The sequence below is a fragment of the Chromobacterium rhizoryzae genome, assembly GCF_020544465.1.
Lineage (GTDB): Bacteria > Pseudomonadota > Gammaproteobacteria > Burkholderiales > Chromobacteriaceae > Chromobacterium.
Map to the genome: position 1 here is coordinate 3,954,848 of NZ_CP066126.1, position 20,231 is coordinate 3,975,078.

Consider the following 20,231-nt stretch of genomic DNA (forward strand, 5'->3'; position numbering starts at 1 on the left):
CCGAGGAAGATGGAAGCGACATGGTCAAGGTTCCTGGGGGCGCTGCTGAGGGCGGCCTTCCCGGCCGGCTTCGAGCGCGACCTCGTACTCCACGAGCCCGCCGAAGTCGTTGATGATGCCGTAGCGCAGTTGCGCGCTGCCGGCGGCGGACGGTTTCAGCGGCCATTGCCCGCTGCCGCCCGGCGCCACCATATAGGCGCTCGCCAGCTCCTGCGCTCCGGCGCCGGCCTTGAGTGTCAAATCCACCACCGTCACGTGATAGCGGCTGGGGTTGTCCACGCGCAAGGCCGGCCTGCCGTCGGCCTGGAGCAGGCTCCAGCGCAAGCCTTCCGGCGCTTGCAAGGCGGCGTCGCTGCCCAGCCCCTGAGGCCGGAAGAACACCTTGACGCGCTGGCGCACCGCCAGTTGCAGCACATTGTCTCCGCGCGCCGCCTGGGGGATTTCCTGCACGTTCAGCCAAAATACCGACTCCCGGTCGGGCGCCGCTCCGGCGCCCTCGTACAACACCCGCAGCAACTGCTGCTGCTTAAGCGGCAAGCGCGCCAGCGGAGGCGTCACCGCGAACGGCAGTTCGTCCGGCTGGCCTTCCGCCGACTCCAGCCAGGACTGGACCAGGATCTCCTCGCCCAGATTGCTGACGATGATGGAGGCCTCCTTGTCATTGCCGTCAAAGATGACGCGGGTGCCGTTAAGCGCGATGCCGGCCCAAACCGGACTGATGAGCAAGGCCAGGGAGAGGAACAGAATGATTTTCATGAGTGAGGCCACGAGATATCCAACAATGGTCCCAAGGCGGCTGACGCGGCCGGGAACGCGATGAGGAAAGGGAGGACGGCGCGCCGTCGTCCTGGCAGAGCCTGTTCAGGGGGCCCGCGGCGCGGCCAGTCCCGCGCCGCGGGCATGGCGCGGACGCCTGACGACGCCGCGCCGGCGCTTTAGTCGTAAGTCAGGGTAAACGGCAGGCTGGCATTGGCGATGCCCGGCGACATGGCCCCGCCGGAACCGACATAGGCGGCGGCGAAGCTGACGCGACGGATATCATCGGGCTGACCCGGCTGGTCCTCCTGCAAAAGAACGCCGCTGGTCAGGTTGTAGGCGGAGGGGTTGGCCACCGCGGCGCTGTCGAACACCGCGATGCCGACGCCCCGGGCAAAGCCCGGAGACGAGGTGCCGTTGTTGACGCGCAGGATGTTGTTGCCGCTCATCACTTCCGGCGCCGCGCCGGCCAGCTTCATTGTCACTTTGCTGGCGGTTTTGCAAATGATGTTGAAGTTCACCTGCCGGCTGCCGGCGCCGGTGAACTTGGGATTGGCCAGCGTGCCGATGTCCTCCACCGACACCGTGCCCATGTCCACCTTGATGCTGTTGGCGTCGCCATTGGGCGAGCTGAGCCGGCAAGAATCGGAAATCACTCGGCCGGTAAAGTCGATCTGGCCGGAAAGGGTATCGGCAAAGACCGGACTGACGGCAAAGGCGGCCAGCGCCGCCAAAACGAATTTCCCTTGCTTGCTGTTTAACAATTTCATGCAAAACCTCCCTCAGATTGAAAAAGCCGCAGACCAAAGCCTGCGACGTTCGAATGGCGAAAACACGCCAATGCCAAGATTGTCAAACAATCTGAAGAGGATTTTAGGTTTTCAAATACTTATGAAATATAGGATTTATCCTATTTTATTGTCATATGGTTATATGAAACACTAACCATGAGGTAATCATCTTAAAATCGCATAATATTAATATGCGAAATTAATGGATTTTTATTGGGAAACTCCATACAAAAATAAATCCCCCCCAGGAGAGAGAGAAAAACCCAAGGCAAGCTGGGCCGAAAGAGGACTCGCCGCGCTTTCCAAGCGCGCAACGCGCGGGCGGAAAAAAAACGGCAGCCGCCGTACAGGCGTCTGCCGTTTCTCAGGGAATACGCTGGCCTGGTCCGGCCTAGGCGGGACCGCGCCTCAGAGCCAGCGCCGCTTCCAGAACAACCACCCCAGCCCGCCGGCGATGCCCAGCATCGCCACCAGCACCAGGTGATAGCCGTAATGCCATTTCAGCTCCGGCATGTATTCGAAGTTCATGCCGTAGATGCCGGCGATCAGCGTCAGCGGCATGAAGATCATGGTCAAGACGGTGAGCACCCGCATTTGCAGGTTGAGCCGATGGGACTGGGTGGACAGGTAGAGGTCCAGCATGTCGCCCACCATCTCGCGCGACATCTCCAGCGATTCGATCACATGCATGGTGTGATCGTAAGCGTCGCGCAGATAGACCAAGGTCTCCGGCTTGAAAAAGCCATGCTCGCCGCGGTTCAGCGAAATCAGCATTTCCCGCATCGGCATCAACGCGCGGCGCAGCTTCAGGCAATCCCGCTTCAGCCGCTGGATCTGCAGCAAAACGCCCTGATCGCGTCCGCGCAGCAGCATGGTGTCCATGCGCTCCACTTTTTCGTTGAACTCGGTGAGCACGCCGAAGTAGTCGTCTATCATCGCGTCCAGCAAGGAATAGCCCAGGTAGTCGGCGTCCTTGTGGCGCAGCAGGCCGCGTCCGCGGCGCAGCCGTTCCCGCACCTCCTCGAACACGCCGGTGGGCCGCTCCTGAAAGCTCAGCACGAAACGGCGGCCGATGACCAGATAGATCTGATCGGACAACAAGCGCCCGGCGCCGTTTTCACTGTGCTGGTGGTAGTCGAACACCCGGCTGGCGACGAACAAATAATCGCCGTAGTCCTCCACCTTGGGCCGCTGGCGCGCGTTCATGATGTCTTCCAGCACCAGGGAATGCAGGCCGAAGCGCTGGCCGATGGCGCGCATCACCTCGGGCTGGTGCAGGCCGTAGACGTTGAGCCACAAGACGCCGCCGCCGGGCTGGTGGGCCAGGCCCTCGGCCACGGTCTGGAACACGGTTTCCTGCAATTGCTCCGGGCCGTATTCGAACAGCGAGATCGAGGCTTCCGGCAATTTCGCCTCGCCCACCGACAGCAGGGTGCCGGGCGCCTCGCCCAGCGTGGGAATGCGTTTTTTCAGCGTGGCGTGGCGCATGGGCGGATCACACTTGCACGATGTCGAGCACGAAGCCGACGTTCTTCCACTGGCCGATCTCCTGCTTGAAGCCGCTCGCCGTCAGCGGGCTGCCCTTCAGCCAGACCTTGTTCAGCGTCAGCGCGAAGCCGGTGGCGTGCTGGCGCAGGTCCAGCATTTCCGGCAGCGCGATGCTGTTGCGGCTGCGGTGGAACAAGACCGCCAGCCGCAGCGACACCACCGCCTGCCACAGGCTGGAGTCTTCCATGTATTGCCGCATCTTGCCCATGTCGCCGCGGTGGCCCAGCACGATGGCGGCCAGCGTGGCCTGTTCGCGCTTGGAGAAGCCGGGCATGTCGGCGTGCTGCAGGATGTAGGAAGAGTGCTTGTGATAGGCGGTGTGCGAGATGGTCAGCCCGATCTCGTGCAGCTTGGCCGCCCACAGCAGGCGCTTGAGCATGGCCTGGTCCACGTCCTCGCCGGCCACCATCCGGTACAGGCGCTCGGCCAGCGCGGTGACGCGCTCGGCCTGGGCGGTGTCCACATGGTAGCGGCGCTTGAACTGGGTGACGGTGGTATCGCGCATGTCCTTTTCACGCTGGCGGCCCAATAGATCGTATAGCACGCCGTCGCGCAAAGCGCCTTCGGCCACCGTCATCTTGTCGATGGCCAGTTCCTGGAACACCGCGATCATGATGGCGAGGCCGCCGGCCAGCACCGGCGCGCGGTCGGCCTTGAGGCCGTTGACGTCGATGGCGGCGATGCCGCCCTGGCGGATCAGCAGCGCCTTGAGCTTTTCCATGCCGGACAAGGTGATGTCGGCCGTGCTCCAGTCGTTGATTTCCAGCACGTCGCGCAGGGAACGCGCGGTGCCGGAGGTGCCCACCGCCAGCTGCCATTCTTCGCGCTGGTATTGGTGGGCGATGCGCTGAATCTCGTTGCGCGCGGCCAGGATGGCGTCCCGGAAATTGGCCTGGGTCAGCTTGCCGTCGCCGAAATAGCGCAATGTGTAGCTGACGCAGCCCAAGGGCAGGCTTTCGGTGACCAGGGCTTTGTAATGGCTGCCGATGATGAACTCGGTGGAGCCGCCGCCGATGTCCACCACCATGCGCCGCTCCTTGGTGTCCGGCAGCGAATGGGCGGCGCCCAGATAGATCAGCCGCGCCTCTTCGCGGCCGGCGATCACCTCGATGGGAAAGCCCAGCAAGGGCTCGGCCTTGGCGATGAAGTCCGCCGCGTTCTTGGCCACGCGCAGGGTATTGGTGCCCACCGCGCGCACTTGTGCCGGGGTGAAGCCGCGCAGGCGCTCGCCAAAGCGGGCGAGACAGGCCAGGGCCTTGTCCTGGGTTTCCTGGTCCAGTTGTTTGTCGGCGGTCAGGCCCGCGCCCAGGCGCACGGTCTCCTTCATCACGTCCAGCGCGTACAGCTGGTCGTCCACCACCCGCGACACTTGCAGGCGGAAGCTGTTGGAGCCCATATCGATGGTGGCGAGCACGTTGTTTGGGGGCGTGGTCAGTGTCAAAGACACCCCTTCTCTCTTTATCAAGGCCCGCGCCCGCGCGGCGGCGCCGGCGGAAACGGGGGGATTCATCATCAGGTTGGATCGCCGGGGGACTGGCACGGACGCCGGACGCAACAATGGCGGTAACACCGAATGTTACCGCCATTTTAGGCAAACCGTCATGTCAAGTCGCCGTGGCCGGCGCGGGCCGGCTCAGCCCAGGGTTTCGCGCTTCTTGGTTTCCAGCGTGGTGTGGCGGATGTCCTTGCCCTTGACCAGGTAAACCACGTATTCGGAAATATTGGTGGCGTGATCGCCGATGCGCTCTATCGCCTTGGAGATGAACAAGGTGTCGATGGACATGCTGATGGTGCGCGGGTCTTCCATCATGAAGGTGATCAGCTGGCGCAGTTCGGCGGCGAAGTCTTCGTCCAGCTCCTGGTCGGCTTCGGCCAGTTCCAGCGCGGCGCTGGTGTCCAGGCGGGCGAAGGCGTCCAGCGCGCGGCGCAGCATGCCCAGCGCCGCGTCCGCCATTTTCTCGATCTCGCGGAAGCGCGGCACCTGATAGCGTTCGGACTGGTAGATGGTCTTGCCCATGCGCGCGATCTTCTTGGCTTCGTCGCCGATGCGCTCCAGATCGGTGATCACCTTGATCACGGTGAACACGATGCGCAAGTCGCTGGCCGCCGGCTGGCGGCGGGCGATGATGTGCAAGCAGTCGTCGTCGATGGTGACTTCCATCGCATTGACCAGCGCATCCTCGGCGATCACCTTGTCCAGCTTGTCAATATCGCCGGCCAGCAGGGCTTCCACCGCGGACAAAATCTGCTGCTCCACCAGTCCGCCCATCTGCAGGACGCGGGTGCGGATGGTTTCCAGCTCCATATCGAACTGTTTGGAAATATGCTCTGCCATGTCTGCCCCAAACCAAAACCAGTCAAAAAACGCTATGTTAATGTGGGCAGATGACGCCGATGTGACAATTCATCTGCCCGCCTGCGGGCGGCCTGCTCGAAGGCGGACGGCCCTTAACGGATTTCTTCCACGCCGTTCTGCCGCCCTAACACCAGCACGTCGGCGCGACGGCGCGCGAACAGGCCGCAGGTGACCACGCCGGCCAGATGGTTGATGATCTCCTCCAGTTCCACCGGCTTCTGGATCTTCAAGCCGTGCACGTCCAGGATCACGTTGCCGTTGTCGGTGCTCACGCCCCGGCGCAGTTCCGGGTGCCCGCCCAGCTTGACCAGTTCGCGCGCCACATAGCTGCGCGCCATCGGAATGACCTCGATGGGCAGCGGGAAGCCGCCCAGCATGGCGACGTATTTGCTTTCGTCGGCGATGCAGATGAATTGATCGGCCACGCTGGCGACGATTTTCTCGCGGGTCAGCGCGGCGCCGCCGCCCTTGATCATGTGCAAGTGGTGGTTGATTTCATCGGCGCCGTCGATGTACACCGGCAGCGCGTCCACTTCGTTCAGGTCGAACACCGGGATGTGGTGGGCCTTGAGGCGGGCGGTGGAGGCGTCCGAGCTGGACACCGCGCCGCGGATGCGGCCCTTGATGGCGGCCAGCTCTTCAATGAACAGATTGACGGTGCTGCCGGTGCCGACGCCGACGATGCTGTCGTCCGGCACGAATTCGATGGCCTTCTTGGCCACGGCAAGCTTCAGTTGGTCCTGAGTCAACATGGTAATGCCTCCTGTGTTGGGATGGTATTGCGCCGGGCGGATTATGGCACGGGGCGGGCCGCCGGACACCTGTCATCAATCTCGAACGGCGAATCTCGGCGCGGTTTTACACGGGCATCAGCAGGCAGGCGGCTTGCGCCTCTATCGCCTCGCAGCGGCCCAGATAGCCGAGCTTTTCATTGGTCTTGCCCTTGACGTTGACCGCGCCGATCTCCAGGCCCAGGTCTTCGGCGATGGCCGCGCGCATCGCGTCGATATACGGAGCCAGCTTGGGCTGCTGCGCGATCAGCGTGCTGTCCACGTTCACCGGGCGCCAGCCGGCGGCGCGCACGCGCTTGGCCGCTTCGCGCAGCAGCGCGCGGCTGTCCGCGCCTTTGAATTCGGGATCGGTGTCCGGAAAATGGCGGCCGATGTCGCCCAGCGCCGCCGCGCCCAGCAAGGCGTCGGTAATCGCGTGCAGCAAGGCGTCGGCGTCGGAGTGGCCCAACAGGCCCTTATCGTGCGGAATGCGCACGCCGCCCAGGATCAACGGCCGGCCGGCCACCATCTGATGCACGTCGTAGCCCTGTCCAACTCGAAACATATCAATCCTTTCTTGCCGCCAGCACCGCGCGCGCCAAGGCCAGATCGCGCGGATAAGTCACTTTGAAATTCTGGGCGTCGCCCTCCACCAGCCGCGGCTTGCCGCCGCAGCGCTCAATGGCGGAGGCTTCGTCGGTCACATCCGCCAGATCGCCGCCTTGCAGCGCTTCCCGCAATTTGCCGCGGCGGAACATCTGCGGAGTTTGCGCCAGCCACAGGCCGGCGCGGGAAACGGTGACCGCCACGCGCTGTTCGGCGTCGGCGCGCTTGACGGTGTCCGGCACCGGCAGGGCCAGCAGGCCGCCCACCGGATCGTCGCCCACCTCGGCCAGCAGCCGCTCCACCGCGTCCGCGGTCAGACAGCAGCGCGCGGCGTCGTGCACCAGCACCCAGTCGTCGTCGGCGCAGTCCAGCGCCTCCAGGCCGTTGCGCACGCTCTCGGCGCGGCTGACGCCGCCCGCGCGCAACACTTGCAGCTTGGGGATGTCCCAGTCGAAATCGTCGAACCACTCGTCGCAAGGAGAGATCACCACCGCCACCGTCTCCACGGCGGGCACCGCGGCCAACGCCTGCAGGGTGTGCCACATCAGCGGCCTGCCGTTCAATTGCAGGTATTGCTTGGGGCTGGGCGCGCCGAAGCGGCTGCCGTGGCCGGCGGCCGGCACCAAGGCCAGATAGCGGCTCACGCGCCCTCTCCGGCAGGCGTCTCCAGGCTGCGCCACAGGCAGCTGCCCTTCACCGACTTGTCCAGATCGTTCAAATAACTTTGATGATCGGCCAGCTCCCGCTCGTTGGCGCGCTTGACGATCAGCGGCTTGCGCTCGAAATCCATCGCGCCGTGCTGGCCGCCGGGCAGATCGACGTCGATGTCCATCACCAGGCTTTCCTGGCCGCGGGTCATCCACAGATAGACTTCGGACAGCAGCTCGCAGTCCACCAGCGCGCCGTGCAAGGTGCGGTTGGAGCGGTCGATCTCGAACCGGTCGCACAAGGCGTCCAGGCTGTTGCGCTTGCCGGGGAACTGGTCGCGCGCCTCGCGCAGGGTGTCAATCACATTGGCGCACAGGTTTTTGATCGACGGCAGGCCCACTCTTTCGAATTCGGCGTTGAGGAAGCCGACGTCAAACGGCGCATTGTGGATGATCAGTTCCGCGTCGCGCAGGAAGTCGGCCATTTCCTCGGCCACCTCGCGGAACTTGGGCTTGCCTTCCAGGAACTCCAGCGAGATGCCGTGCACGCGCTGGGCGTCCGGATCGATGTCTCGCTCCGGGTGGATGTAAAGATGCAGATGCTTGCCGGTCAGCTTGCGGTTGATCATTTCCAGGCCGGCGAATTCGATGATGCGATGGCCTTGGGCGTGTTCGAGACCGGTGGTTTCGGTATCGAGAATGATTTGTCTCATGCGCTATCCTGGCGACGGCCGCCGGCGGCGGCGTCGCTCTGACTCCAGAAGAAGGGCGGGCGCGGCCGGCTCAGGCCAGCTCTACGCCGCGGTTGGCCAGCTGATCGGCCCTTTCGTTGAACTCATGGCCGGCGTGGCCTTTGACCCAGCGCCACTCCACATGCAGATGGCGGTTGCGTTCGGCGTCCAGTTGCTGCCACAGATCGGCGTTCTTCACCGGCTCCTTGGCCGCGGTCTTCCAGCCGCGCGCCTTCCAGCCGTGGATCCATTCGGAAATGCCTTTTTGCACGTATTGGGAGTCGGTGTACACCACCACCTGACACGGCCGGTTCAAGGTGGCCAGGCCCTTGATCACCGCCAGCAACTCCATGCGGTTATTGGTGGTGTTGGCCTCGCCGCCGCACACTTCCTTTTCCTTGCCCTTGAAGCGCAGCAAAGCGCCCCAGCCGCCCGGTCCCGGATTGCCCTTGCAGGCGCCGTCGGTATATATCTCTACCTTGTCTTCAGTCGTCATGCTGTCTCGTCATTGCCGGGGCTCGCGCCCCGCTTGCTGTGTTGTTTCATGGTTCCCGGTGGCTGTGATGGCGCTCGTTGCCGGCGGCCACCGCCAGGCCGGCCTTGGCCTTGCCCTGCTTCCAATTGGGCAGGATCAAGCGCATCCCGCGCTGGCGCTTGATCGCCTCGATGCCGTACACGCCGGCGGCCAGCGGCCACCAGCGGTCCCCGGCCCGCTCCATGAAGCGGAAACGCTGCACCCAGTCGCAGCGGGAGAACGGCGGCGCGTAGCCCATGAAGCCTCCGCTCGCGGGCTCCAGCTCCAGCAGGGTCAGCCAGTCCTTGATGCGCACCAGCGACAGGAAGTTGCCGCTCCACGGCGCGTTCTCGCGCCCTTGGACCAGTCGGCGCACGCCCCACAGCGACACCGGATTGAAGCCGGTGAGGATCAGGCGGCCCTCCGGCATCAGCACGCGCTCGGCTTCGCGCAGTACCTGATGCGGCACGGTGGTAAAATCCAGCACATGCGGCATCACCAGCAGGTCCAGGCTGCGGCTTTCGAACGGCAGTTGCTCCGGAGCGCACAGAATCTGCGCCGGTCCGGAGTCCGAAACGCGGCACTGCCAGGGAATGCGGTTGGCGCGCAGGAAATCGACTTCCGGCAAACCCAGCTGCACCGCATGAAAGCCGAACACGTCGGCGACGGCGCGGTCGAAATAAGCCTGCTCGCGCTCCAGCAGATAACAGCCCAATTCGCTGGAGCTCAGCCAGTCGCTAAACGAATTCTTCATCGAGAGAAGCCTTATGCCAGCCAAACACACCGTCAGCCCGGTAGGGGCCTTCAGTGACAATTATATCTGGGTTTTGCATCACAGCGGCCGCGCTGTCGTGGTCGACCCGGGCGAAGCCGCGCCGGTGGCCGCCTTCCTGGAACGGGAAGGACTGCAACTGGAAGCCATCCTGATCACCCATCACCACGCCGACCACATCGGCGGCGTGGCCGAGCTGTCCGCGCGCTGGCCGGACGCCGCCGTCTACGGCCCGGCCGACATCGCCTCGGTCTCCCGCCCGGTGATGGACGGCGCCCGCGTCGAGCTCTCCTTCGGCGCGGCCGCGGTGCTGGAAGTTCCGGGCCACACGCTGAACCACCTGGCCTATGTGATCGACGACGCGCTGTTTTGCGGCGACACCCTGTTCGGCGCCGGCTGTGGCCGGCTGTTCGAAGGCACGCCGCGGCAAATGCACGATTCGCTGGCCAAGCTGGCCGCGCTGCCGGACGCCACCAAGGTCTATCCGGCCCATGAATACACCTTGGCCAATCTGCGCTTCGCGCTGACGGTGGAGCCGGGCAACCCGGTGCTGGCCATCCGCATGAGCCGAGACCTGAAGCTGCGCGAGCAGAACCTGCCCACCCTGCCCTCCACCATCAGCCTGGAACGCGCCAGCAATCCCTTTCTGCGCGCGCATGAACCGGCGGTGCGCCAGTCCGCCGCGCACTGGAGCGGCCAGCCGCTTAATGATGTTGTCGAGGTCTTTTCCGCGCTGCGCGAGTGGAAAAATCGCTTCTGAGGGATTTGTTCACAATCTTGCGAGCCAAGGCGAAACACGGCGAAAACGGCAGGGAAAACGACGGGAAAAACGGAAGGCGCGTCGCGGTCCATTCGTATTTCAAAACGGTTTTCAAGGCCGTATCGCCTACGCGCGGCCTACCGCGAACGGCCCCTCAAACCATGACAAGGAACTGAATCCTGAGCGCCACTGTTAAAAATAACTGGCGCAGGACAGTCTGCATGGCCTATATGTCAGCAAAGCACATGAAGTTATTTGGTTTTTTGGTTGACACCCCTATGTTGGCTGTTTAGCATCAGCCGAAATCAGAATTCCGGGCCCGCCAAATGAATCGCTTCACCCCGTTGGCACTTTCGCTGTCATTTGCTTTTTTATTTGCCTCCGCCGCGCACGCGGACGGGGCGTTTCGCCAATCCGTCGGCGTGGACGAGGGCCTGGCCTCCGGCCTGGACATGATGCTGCTGAACTCCAGCCTGCTTCGCAACGGCGACAATGTCTGGGAGCGCGCGCGCGAAGGCTTCCAACTGCCGGAAGTGAACGCCGACATCGTGCGCCGCCAGGAACGCTTTTATGCCAGCAAGCCGGAATACTTCCGCCGCACGCTGGACCGCAGTAGAAAATATCTGTTTCACATCATGAACGAGGTGGAGCGCCGCGGCATGCCCACCGAACTGGCGCTGCTGCCGCTGGTGGAAAGCGCCTTCGTTCCCACCGCGAAATCCCATGTCGGCGCCTCCGGCCTGTGGCAATTCATGCCGGCCACCGGCCGCCACTACGGTCTGGAACAGACCTGGTGGTACGACGGCCGCCGCGACGTGATGGAAGCCACCCGCGCCGCGCTGGACTACCTGGAAAACCTGTACGGACAGTTTGGCGACTGGAATATCGCCTTGGCCGCCTATAACTGGGGCGAGGGCAACGTCTCCCGCGCCATCGCCCGGCTGCAGGCCAGCGGTCAGGAAGTGACGTACGAAAACATCCGCATGCCCAACGAGACGCGCAACTACGCGCCCAAGTTGCTGGCGGTGCGCAACATCCTCAACGATCCGGCCAAGTTCGGCGTGCGCCTGGACAAATTTCCCAACAAGCCTTATTTCGTCGCGGTTTCCACCGGCAAGCACATGAATATCGACATCGCCGCCAAGCTGGCCGGCGTGTCCATCGGGGAATTCAAAGAACTGAACCCGGCTTTCAACCTGCCGGTATACGCGCACAAAAACGGCCGCCAGATGCTGATCCCGGCGGCCAAGGCCGACAAGTTCCAGGCCAATCTGGCCAAGTGGGACAAGCCGCTGCTCACTTGGGAAGTCTACACTCCGCCCGCGGACGCCAACGTCAGCCTGATCGCCAGCGAGCACGGCATGAGCGCCGGCCAATTGATGAGCGCCAACAATCTGAGCAGCAGCTCGCTCAAGGCCGGCCAGCCGGTGCTGGTGGCGATGAGCAAGGATCAGCGCGACATCCGTCCGCTGGACGCCACCGACACCGCCTTGCCGGAAAGCGGCGACAGCGCCACCCTGTTGGCGCAGGCGGAAACGCCGCGCGCCGCGCCGGCGGTGATGGTCGCCTCGGCCCAAGCCGTCCCGCAAGCCACCCCCGTCGCTCAGGTTCAGACGCCGCCGGCCGCCGTCCAGCCCGCTCCCGCCCTGGCGGCAGCGCCGGAAGCCCCGCCGGCCCCGGCCAAAACCGTCCTCGTGGCGGCCGCGACAACGGCCACGGCCGACGCCGACGGCAATTACACCGTGGCCGCGGGAGACACCCTGTACAGCGTCGCCCGTCGCTTCAACCTTAGTCTGGACGATTTGAAAACGGCCAATCAGCTGGACTCCAACACCGTTCTGGTCGGCCAGGTGCTCAACGTCAACAAAACCCTGGACAAGAGCGTGACCCTGCTGGCGGACAGCCGCGCCAGCCAGGCTCAGCAAGACGCCTTGCTGAAAGTCAGCGGCCTGCAGATCAACCAGCGCGCCACCGGCAGCGTGCCGGCGGAATACGTGGTGCAGCGCGGCGACACCCTGTTCAGCATCGCCCGCCGCTTCGGCGTCAATCACAACGACATCCAGCGCTGGAACGATTCCCGCCAGTTGACCCGGCTGCAGCCGGGCCAGAAAGTGCGCATCCAGGGCCTGTAAGGACTTGGGCCGCAAAAAAAAGCCAGGGCTCGCCCTGGCTTTTTTTCATGTCCGCCGCTAGCGGCTGCGCCCCTGGCTGGCGCTGCTCAGCCAGTGCCACACCATCAGCAGCACCCCGCGGCTGGGCGGCGGCACCTGCATCAGGCTGGGCAGCAGCAGCGCCAAATCCTCGCGCAAATGCTCGGCGACCAGATTGAACTCCGCGGTCAGCCAGTGGCAATACGAAGGCTTGTCCAGCGCCAGCGGACTGACCGCCTCGCTCAGCACCTCCGCCAACATCGCCGGCTGATTGAAGCGCATGCCGTGAGCGGCGCGCATCAGCGTGCGCACTATGGCGCGGCGCTGCTCGGCGCCGTCGCTCAGGGCCGGCGTGTTCTGGGCCACCTCGCCCATCCGGTCCAGCAAGCTGCACAGCGCGCGCTGACGCCGCTGGATGGCGTCGAAACCCGCCGCGGGCAGGCCGGACTCCTGCACCGCCGCCGCCACCAAGGCACGCATGCGGATCAAGCGGCTGTTGAAACGCTCCAGCGCCAAGCCGGCGTCCACCTCGCGCCGCCGCGCGATCTTGCTGTACAGGGTGGCCGCTTCGCGCAAATTATCCGCCAGCAAAAAACGCCAGCTGTCTATCGCCCGCAAAGGAAACAGGCCCGCGGCCACCAAGCCCAGTAGGGAACCGGCCAGCACATTGAAGCCGCGCCACAGCGCGGCCTCCACCGGCTCGTTGCCCAGGCCGGCGACAATCACCATGGTCAGCCCCACCAGCAGCGCCAGATACTCGCCCTTGCCCAGCGCGAACCAGGCGCTGAGCATCACCAGCGCCGTCATCCACAGATAGCAGGACAGCGGCGAATGGCGGTACAAGGCCATGGCCACCAGGCCGGCCGCCGCCCCCAGCAAAGAGCCGCCCATGCGCTGCAAGGCCTTGCGCCTTACCCCGCCCCAGTGCGGCACGCTGCCCAGCACGATCAGAATGGTCACCAGCATCCAGCTGCCATGCGGTATCTCGAACAACAGGTTCAAGGCCAAACCCACCAAAAACGCCGCGGCCACCCGCAGTACATGCGCCTGCCGGGCGTACAGGTTCAGATAATACGGCGTCAGCAGAATGCGCCAGGAGCGCCAGCGGCTGCCTTCCATCTCTCACTCCATCGTCTTGCTGTCCAGCCAGATCGTCACCGGACCATCGTTGACCAGCGCCACCTGCATGTCCGCGCCAAACACCCCGGTGGGCACCGGCTTGCCCAAGGTCTGCGCCATCGAGGCGACAAATTGATCGAACAGGGGGCTGGAGCGCTCCGGCCGCGCCGCGCGCGAATACGACGGCCGATTGCCCTTCTTGGTGCTGGCGAACAAGGTGAACTGGCTGACCGCCAACACCTCGCCGCCGCAATCCAGCACCGAGCGGTTCATCACGCCGGCCTCGTCGTTGAAGATCCGCAGTTGGCTGAGCTTGCGCGTCAGCCAGGCGATATCCTCCGCCCCGTCTTCCTCCTCAATGCCCACCAGCAACAGCAGGCCGGGACCGATCTCCCCGGTCACGCGCCCTTCCACCGTCACCGACGCCTGCCTCGCCCTTTGCACCAATACCCGCATGTCCTCTCCTTGCCAGACCATCATAGATTCAAATCCCGGCCTGCATTCTAGAGCCAAGCGCGCCGCCGGTCACGACGACGGGCCAAGCCCGGCGCAGTCCAGTACAATGACGGTTGCTCAATAAGGATTCGCCTCATGCTGATGGTCATCTCCCCAGCCAAGACGCTGGACTTCGACACCCCCGCCGCCACCGATCACTACACCCAGCCGGACTTTCTGCATCACAGCGCCGAACTGATTCAGGTGCTGCGCGCCAAGAGCCCGCTGGAAATCGGCAAGCTGATGAGCATCAGCGACGCGCTGGCCCAATTGAACGTGGGTCGCTACCACGACTGGCAAGCGCCGTTCAGCCCGGCCAACGCCAAACAGGCGGTGCTGGCCTTCAAGGGCGACGTCTACGAAGGCCTGAACGCCGCCAGCCTGGAGCCGGGGCAGATGAGCTATCTGCAAAACCATTTGCGCATCCTGTCCGGCCTCTACGGCGCGCTGCGGCCGCTGGACCTGATGCAGCCCTACCGGCTGGAGATGGGCACCCGCCTGAGCAACCCGCGCGGCAAAAACCTGTACGAGTTCTGGGGCGACACCGTCACCCACGCGCTGAACGCGGTGCTGGAGCAAAGAAAAGACCCGGTGCTGGTGAACTTGGCCTCGGAGGAATACTTCAAGGCGGTGAAGCCGGCCAAGCTCAACGGCAGCCTGATCACCCCGGTGTTCCAGGACCGCAAGAACGGCCAGTACAAAATCATCAGCTTCTACGCCAAGCGCGCGCGCGGCATGATGGCGCGCTGGGCCGCGCTGCATCAGGTCAGCCAGCCGGAGCAGCTCAAGCACTTCGACAGCGCCGGCTACGCCTTCGATGCGGCGGCCTCCAACGAACTCAACTGGGTGTTCCGCCGCGACCTGCCCTAAGAACCTCTAAAGTCTGCTGCGCTTCAGCGATACGGCGTTGAAAACCACTTCGAAATGCTCATGTACCCCCGTACATTCCGCTTTCTCAGCCTCAACGCCTTGTCTCGCTCTGGCTCGCGAAATCGTAAACAGACGCTAAGACCCGCTAACAGCATCGCTGATCCTGCGTTGCGCCTTCTTGTCCTAGGACTTGTACTGCCTGCGTCGGCGCGCCTTGGCTCAGCTTCTCTGCGCGGTTTTCTTAGCAGCCCCAACTAGGCGGATACGGCGTTGACCAGCGCCTCTCCGCGCTCGAAAGCGCCGGCATTGCCCAAGGTGGTGTCGGCGATATTCATCAGCGCCTCGCGCGTCAGAAAGCCTTGGTGCGAAGTCACCAGCACATTGGGGAAAGTCAGCAGCCGCGCCAGCTGATCGTCCTGCAGCCCGCTTTCCGACAGGTTCTCGAAAAACACGCCCTCTTCCATCTCGTACACGTCCAGGCCCACGCCGGACAAGCGCCCGGCCTTCAAGGCCTCCAGCAAGGCGGCGGTATCGATCAGTCCGCCGCGGCTGGTATTGATCAAGACCGCGCCCGGCTTCATCCGCGCCAGCGTCTCGCGATTGACCACATGCCGGCTCTCCGCCGTCAGCGGCAGATGCAGGCTGATCACGTCCGCCTGCCGCCAGACCTCCTCCAAGGACACGAACTCGCAGCCCAGGCTCGCCGCCAGCTCGGCGTTGGGATACAGATCGTAAGCCAGCACCCGCATGCCAAAGCCGCGTGCGATGGACATCGTGGCCTGGCCGATACGGCCGGCGCCCAACACGCCCATGGTCTTGCCGTGCAAATCGAAACCCACCAGTCCGTCCAAGGAAAAATCCATCTCCCGCACCCGGGTATAGGATTTGTGGATGCGGCGCACCACTGCCAGCAGCAAGGCGAAGGCGTGCTCGGCCACCGCGTGCGGCGAATAGGCCGGCACCCGGGTCACCGCGATGCCGTGCCGGCGGCAGGCCGCCAGATCCACGCCGTTGTAGCCGGCGCAGCGCAAAGTCACCAGCTTCACCCCCGCCGCCGCCAGCTTGGCCACCACCGCCGCGTCCAGCCTGTCGTTGACGAAGGGGCAGACCGCGTCCACGTCCTGAACCAGGCCCACGGTGTCCAGGTTCAGACGCGGTTCGAAAAACTGCAATTGATGATGGTGGCTTTGATTGGCGGCCTCCAGCGCGTGGCGGTCGTAATTCTTGGCGTCGAAAACGGCAATGCGCATGCTGCGGCTCCTGAATGCGGATGGATGAGACCACTATAAAGCAGCTCTTCTCCCAACTAAAAGCCTAGCGTGCAAGCAACTCCGGCCCTCACGGGCGGGAACGGAAATGCAAAAAACCCGAAGCCGTTTGGCTTCGGGTTTTTTAACTTGGTTGCGGGGGCAGGATTTGAACCTACGACCTTCGGGTTATGAGCCCGACGAGCTACCAGACTGCTCCACCCCGCGTCTGATCTGTCTGCTGTGTTTCGTGCAGAGGAGCGAACTATACCCCGCCCCGTTTTTCTGGTCAAGCGTTTTGGGAAAAAAGATTTCTGATGCGGGGAAAGTTCGCACCAAGACGATTCATACTTGTTAACAGTTGATCTTTACTACCACACACCTGATCAACAAAGACCGTCTAAAGTGAACTCAAGGTCAGCGCAGTCGTTCTCCCCGAGCGATTGCGGCCCGAGAAGTCAGCCGCCTGTCTGCCAACAGGCGCTGCCGATGCGGGCGCGATCTTGTGCATTTTGGAAGACATTGCCGCTGCGGTTTCGACTGCCAGCGAAGCCGCAAAACAAGCAGCCGTGTCTTTCCTCCTAAGTGTTCATCACGGAACTTCAGGGCCGCTTTTGCGGCCCTTTTTTTTGTCTATTCGCCCGCGATCCGCTTCAAAGCGCGGCCATGGCCACGGCGGCTTCGCGGCGCATCTTCCGCCTATACAGCAAGGTCATCAGGCACAGCCCGCCCATCACGCCGTAGCTGATGAAGGGCGCCACCAGCAGAAAACGCTCTACCGGCCAGGTCCAAGCCAGATAAGCGCGCCCGCCTGCCTCCAAGCTCAAACCCAAGCCCCACCACAGCGTCATTTGCTGGATGGCGCGCCTGAAGCCATCCGCGCGCCATAGTTGTTCGAACCGCTCCCGCCCCTGCTCCGACTCCCGCGCCAAGGTCGCCCGCGCCAGATAGAACACCAGCGGCCGGCGCAGCGCCAAGGACAGCAGAAAGCCGCAGCCGATCAAACCGGTGATCAGGGACTCGCGCAGCAACAGCAGGCGCGCGTCGCCGCCCAGCAGCATGGCCAGCAAGGACAAGCCTATGCCCAACAACACCAGCAGGCTCAAAGCGTCCACGCGCCGGAAGCGCAACAGCTCGATCACGCTCCACAGCACCGGCGGCAAGGCGGAAAACATCAGCGCCCCGGCTTCGCCCCAGCGCGGCTCGCCATAGCGGTAGCACAACCAGGGCAGCAGGAAATTGACGATGATTTCCAGTATCAGTTTTGCGCGTTTCGGCACGGCGCCTCCGCCTTCAAATGCAAAAAGCATGAACAATTTGCATCGAAACGTCAACTGCCTGACTTGAGTTTTTCGCAGGGGGGGAAAAAGGACGGGCCAAAAACAAAGCCCCGCGTTTTGCGGGGCTTCATCTGTAATCTGCGCAATGGAATGGACAAACGCAGGGGAGTGGCATCAGGCGGCCGCCTGAATGAAGGCGTTGGCGGGATACAAGGCGCTGGCCAAGCCCAAGGCGGACTTGAAAGTCACTTCAAACATCTTGCCAACCTGTCGAATGCTGACCACTTCGTAATGCATGGTAGAGCCGCTGTCCTTGTGCTCAAGGATTTTGTAGCCGGGTTTCAGTTGAGAAATTTTCATGATGGTTCATTCCTTTTTCTTTTTTTTGGGTTGTTCAAAATTCATTTCATCTAGAGACATACCATATTTTCAAAAGTTCCGCCAGCCGGACGAGAATGTTTCGCATTTGGCTTGCAGTGAATGTAACAGCCTCAGATGACAGCCCGGTGAAGGTTTCGGGGCCGCGAAATGACGCGGCCCCTGCATGCCAATATGACAGCAGGGGCCGCGGGACCCAACTAGTAAAAAGAACAGTCAGGATTAGGAACTACCGGCTCAGCCTATGCGCATGCCCGGCTTGGCGCCTTGATCGGCGTCCAGCAGGAACAGGCCTTCGCTGTCGTCCTGGCCGGAAGCGCAGACGATCATGCCCTGCGACACGCCGAAGCGCATCTTGCGCTCGGCCAGATTGGCCACCACCACCACATTGCGGCCCACCAGTTTTTCCGGCTCCTGATAAGCCTTGCGGATGCCGGAGAAGATGTTGCGCTTCTCAAAGCCCATATCCACGGTGAACTGCAGCAGTTTGTCCGAGCCTTCGACGAAGTTGCACTCCAGTACCTTGCCGATGCGCAGGTCCAGCTTGGCGAAGTCGTCGATCTTGATGGTTTCGGCCAGCGGCTCGTATTGAGCGGCGGCCGGGGTGTCTGCGGTGGCTTGCATATTCTGTTTGTTCGCTTCTATCAGTTTGTCGATCAGCACCGGGTCGATGCGCTGCATCAGGTGCTGGTAGGCGTGGATCTTCTTGCCCAGCAGCAGGTTGGCGGCGTCGCTCCAGGCGAGCGGCGCCACGTCGAGGAAGGCTTCCACGCCTTCGGCCAGCTTGGGCAGCACCGGCTTCAGGTAAATGGTGAGCAGGCGGAAGGCGTTGATCAACACGGTGCAGACTTCCTGCAAGCGCGCGTCCTGGCCTTCCTGCTTGGCCAGTTCCCACGGCTTGTTGGCGTCCACGTAGGCGTTGACCACGTCCGCCAGCGCCATCACGTCGCGCAGCGCCTTGGCGTATTCGCGCGCCTCGAAGGCGGCGGCCAGTTCATCGGCAGCGGCCTGCAGCTTGGCGAGGATGTCGCCGTCGCTAACCTGGCTGGCCAGCATGCCGTCAAAGCGCTTGGCGATGAAGCCGGCGGAGCGGCTGGCGATGTTGACGAACTTGCCCACCAGATCGGAATTCACCCGCGCGACGAAGTCGTTCAGGTTCAGATCGATGTCTTCGATGCGGCCGTTCAGTTTGGCGGCGATGTAATAGCGCATCCACTCCGGATTCAGCCCGCAATCCAGATAGCTCTTGGCCTGGATGAAGGTGCCGCGCGACTTGGACATCTTCTGCCCGTCCACGGTGAGGAAGCCGTGGGCGAACACGCCGGTGGGCGCGCGCAGGCCGGAGTAGTTCAGCATCGCCGGCCAGAACAGCGCGTGGAAGTACAGGATGTCCTTGCCGATGAAGTGGTACATCTCGGTACGGCTGTCCTTGCCGAACCACTCGTCGAAATTCAGGCCGCTGCGATCGCACAGGTTCTTGAAGCTGGCCATGTAGCCGATGGGCGCGTCCAGCCACACATAGAAGTACTTGCCCGGCGCGCCGGGGATTTCAAAGCCGAAGTACGGCGCGTCGCGGCTGATGTCCCAGTCCTGCAGGCCGCCGGAAATCCACTCGTTCATCTTATTCAGCGATTCCGGCTGCAAATGCGGCTGGGTCGCGCCGTCGGCGCGCACGCTGCTGCCGCCGGTCCATTGCTTGAGGAAGTCGGCGCACTCGCCCAGACGGAAGAAATAGTGCTCGGAGGTTTTCAGCACCGGCTTGGCGCCGGACACCGCCGAGTACGGGTTCTTCAGTTCGGTGGGGTTGTAAGTGGCGCCGCAGACTTCACAGTTGTCGCCGTATTGATCCTTGGCGCTGCACTTGGGGCATTCGCCCTTGACGAAGCGGTCCGGCAGGAACATCTGCTTTTCCGGGTCGAACAGCTGCTCGATGGTGCGGCAGGCGATCTTGTCGTCGGCTTTCAAGGCCAGATACACCTGCTCCGCCAGCGCCTTGTTCTCCGGGCTGTTGGTGCTGTAGTAGTTGTCGTGGCCGATCAGGAAGCCCAGAGAATCCGCCAGGTGCAGTTCGCGCACGCTGTCCACCAACTGCTCCGGGGTGATGCCCTGTTTTTCCGCCGCCAGCATGATGGGGGCGCCGTGGGTGTCGTCGGCGCAGACGTAATAGCATTCGTGGCCGCGCATCTTCTGGAAGCGCACCCAGATATCGGTCTGAATCTGTTCCAGCATGTGACCCAGATGCAGCCCCGCGTTGGCGTAAGGCAGTGCGCTGGTCACCAGAATCTTGCGTTTGCTCATTAGGATTGTTCCAAAGGTGCGATCTGAAACGATCGATTATAGAGGCAGTCGCCCCCGGCGGTCACGACGGATATCCGGGAAACGGCGGCCATCAAGACAAAGCCCGGCCGCGCATGCGGGCCGGGCTGTGCCAGCGGGGCCGG

The 20,231-nt window shown here is 63.2% G+C and carries 20 protein-coding genes and 1 tRNA gene; 3 read left to right on the plus strand and 18 right to left on the minus strand.

The window, feature by feature from the left end; genetic code table 11:
- Positions 1 to 24 precede the first annotated feature (24 nt).
- The 11 genes from JC616_RS17885 to JC616_RS17935 all read right to left on the minus strand — a co-directional run bounded on the left by JC616_RS17885 (position 25) and on the right by JC616_RS17935 (position 9,473).
- Entirely contained in the window at positions 25 to 756 is a 732-nt protein-coding gene (locus JC616_RS17885) for a fimbrial biogenesis chaperone (RefSeq protein WP_107798440.1), read from the minus strand.
- A gap of 179 nt (positions 757 to 935) precedes the next feature.
- Positions 936 to 1,526 (minus strand): fimbrial protein, encoded by a 591-nt coding sequence (locus JC616_RS17890; protein ID WP_146176578.1) that lies wholly within the window; start codon positions 1,524 to 1,526, stop codon positions 936 to 938.
- Between the two features lie 429 nt (positions 1,527 to 1,955).
- Positions 1,956 to 3,035 carry a magnesium/cobalt transporter CorA gene (gene corA / locus JC616_RS17895; protein WP_048412489.1) on the minus strand — a complete coding sequence of 360 codons (1,080 nt, stop codon included), beginning with the start codon at positions 3,033 to 3,035 and terminating at the stop codon, positions 1,956 to 1,958.
- 7 nt (positions 3,036 to 3,042) lie between these two features.
- Positions 3,043 to 4,530 (minus strand): exopolyphosphatase, encoded by a 1,488-nt coding sequence (gene ppx, locus JC616_RS17900; RefSeq protein WP_449727711.1) that lies wholly within the window; start codon positions 4,528 to 4,530, stop codon positions 3,043 to 3,045.
- Positions 4,531 to 4,728: 198 nt separating this feature from the next.
- Positions 4,729 to 5,430, minus strand: coding sequence for a phosphate signaling complex protein PhoU (gene phoU / locus JC616_RS17905; protein ID WP_107798437.1), 702 nt, complete (start codon positions 5,428 to 5,430; stop codon positions 4,729 to 4,731).
- Between the two features lie 113 nt (positions 5,431 to 5,543).
- Positions 5,544 to 6,203 (minus strand): ribose-5-phosphate isomerase RpiA, encoded by a 660-nt coding sequence (rpiA, locus tag JC616_RS17910; RefSeq protein WP_227104608.1) that lies wholly within the window; start codon positions 6,201 to 6,203, stop codon positions 5,544 to 5,546.
- Between the two features lie 106 nt (positions 6,204 to 6,309).
- On the minus strand, positions 6,310 to 6,786 hold the full coding sequence (gene ispF / locus JC616_RS17915; RefSeq protein WP_107798435.1) for a 2-C-methyl-D-erythritol 2,4-cyclodiphosphate synthase: 477 nt from the start codon (positions 6,784 to 6,786) through the stop codon (positions 6,310 to 6,312).
- A 1-nt stretch (position 6,787) separates the two neighbouring features.
- Positions 6,788 to 7,471, minus strand: coding sequence for a 2-C-methyl-D-erythritol 4-phosphate cytidylyltransferase (gene ispD / locus JC616_RS17920; protein WP_107798434.1), 684 nt, complete (start codon positions 7,469 to 7,471; stop codon positions 6,788 to 6,790).
- Positions 7,468 to 8,187, minus strand: coding sequence for a DNA polymerase III subunit epsilon (gene dnaQ, locus JC616_RS17925; protein ID WP_227104610.1), 720 nt, complete (start codon positions 8,185 to 8,187; stop codon positions 7,468 to 7,470). Before dnaQ ends, ispD begins: the two co-directional genes overlap by 4 nt.
- Before the next feature lie 70 nt (positions 8,188 to 8,257).
- Entirely contained in the window at positions 8,258 to 8,701 is a 444-nt protein-coding gene (rnhA, locus tag JC616_RS17930) for a ribonuclease HI (RefSeq protein WP_227104612.1), read from the minus strand.
- 46 nt (positions 8,702 to 8,747) lie between these two features.
- On the minus strand, positions 8,748 to 9,473 hold the full coding sequence (locus tag JC616_RS17935; RefSeq protein WP_107798432.1) for a class I SAM-dependent methyltransferase: 726 nt from the start codon (positions 9,471 to 9,473) through the stop codon (positions 8,748 to 8,750).
- A gap of 13 nt (positions 9,474 to 9,486) precedes the next feature.
- On the opposite strand from JC616_RS17935, the gene gloB reads away from it, so the two are divergent.
- Together gloB and JC616_RS17945 are read left to right on the plus strand one after the other, a co-directional pair.
- Entirely contained in the window at positions 9,487 to 10,251 is a 765-nt protein-coding gene (gloB, locus tag JC616_RS17940; RefSeq protein ID WP_227104614.1) for a hydroxyacylglutathione hydrolase, read from the plus strand.
- Positions 10,252 to 10,577: 326 nt separating this feature from the next.
- Positions 10,578 to 12,383: a LysM peptidoglycan-binding domain-containing protein gene (locus JC616_RS17945; RefSeq protein WP_227104616.1), complete on the plus strand. Its 1,806-nt coding sequence runs from the start codon at positions 10,578 to 10,580 to the stop codon at positions 12,381 to 12,383.
- 57 nt (positions 12,384 to 12,440) lie between these two features.
- Here the strand turns inward: JC616_RS17945 and JC616_RS17950 are convergent, their stop codons facing one another.
- Positions 12,441 to 13,520 carry an FUSC family protein gene (locus JC616_RS17950; protein ID WP_107798429.1) on the minus strand — a complete coding sequence of 360 codons (1,080 nt, stop codon included), beginning with the start codon at positions 13,518 to 13,520 and terminating at the stop codon, positions 12,441 to 12,443.
- Between the two features lie 3 nt (positions 13,521 to 13,523).
- Positions 13,524 to 13,976 carry a D-aminoacyl-tRNA deacylase gene (gene dtd, locus JC616_RS17955; RefSeq protein ID WP_107798428.1) on the minus strand — a complete coding sequence of 151 codons (453 nt, stop codon included), beginning with the start codon at positions 13,974 to 13,976 and terminating at the stop codon, positions 13,524 to 13,526.
- Positions 13,977 to 14,111: 135 nt separating this feature from the next.
- On the opposite strand from dtd, the gene yaaA reads away from it, so the two are divergent.
- On the plus strand, positions 14,112 to 14,885 hold the full coding sequence (yaaA, locus tag JC616_RS17960) for a peroxide stress protein YaaA (protein WP_227104618.1): 774 nt from the start codon (positions 14,112 to 14,114) through the stop codon (positions 14,883 to 14,885).
- Positions 14,886 to 15,139: 254 nt separating this feature from the next.
- On the opposite strand, the gene JC616_RS17965 is transcribed toward yaaA, so the two are convergent.
- The 5 genes from JC616_RS17965 to metG all read right to left on the minus strand — a co-directional run bounded on the left by JC616_RS17965 (position 15,140) and on the right by metG (position 20,088).
- A complete protein-coding gene (locus JC616_RS17965; protein ID WP_227104620.1) occupies positions 15,140 to 16,135 on the minus strand; it encodes a 2-hydroxyacid dehydrogenase in 996 nt (331 codons plus the stop codon).
- 148 nt (positions 16,136 to 16,283) lie between these two features.
- Positions 16,284 to 16,360 (minus strand) — tRNA-Met (locus JC616_RS17970).
- A gap of 425 nt (positions 16,361 to 16,785) precedes the next feature.
- Positions 16,786 to 17,412, minus strand: a complete 627-nt coding sequence (locus JC616_RS17975) for a VC0807 family protein (RefSeq protein WP_227104622.1) — start codon at positions 17,410 to 17,412, stop codon at positions 16,786 to 16,788.
- 174 nt (positions 17,413 to 17,586) lie between these two features.
- Positions 17,587 to 17,772: a hypothetical protein gene (locus JC616_RS17980; RefSeq protein WP_019103612.1), complete on the minus strand. Its 186-nt coding sequence runs from the start codon at positions 17,770 to 17,772 to the stop codon at positions 17,587 to 17,589.
- Positions 17,773 to 18,027: 255 nt separating this feature from the next.
- Positions 18,028 to 20,088 carry a methionine--tRNA ligase gene (metG, locus tag JC616_RS17985; RefSeq protein WP_227104624.1) on the minus strand — a complete coding sequence of 687 codons (2,061 nt, stop codon included), beginning with the start codon at positions 20,086 to 20,088 and terminating at the stop codon, positions 18,028 to 18,030.
- Positions 20,089 to 20,231 lie beyond the last annotated feature (143 nt).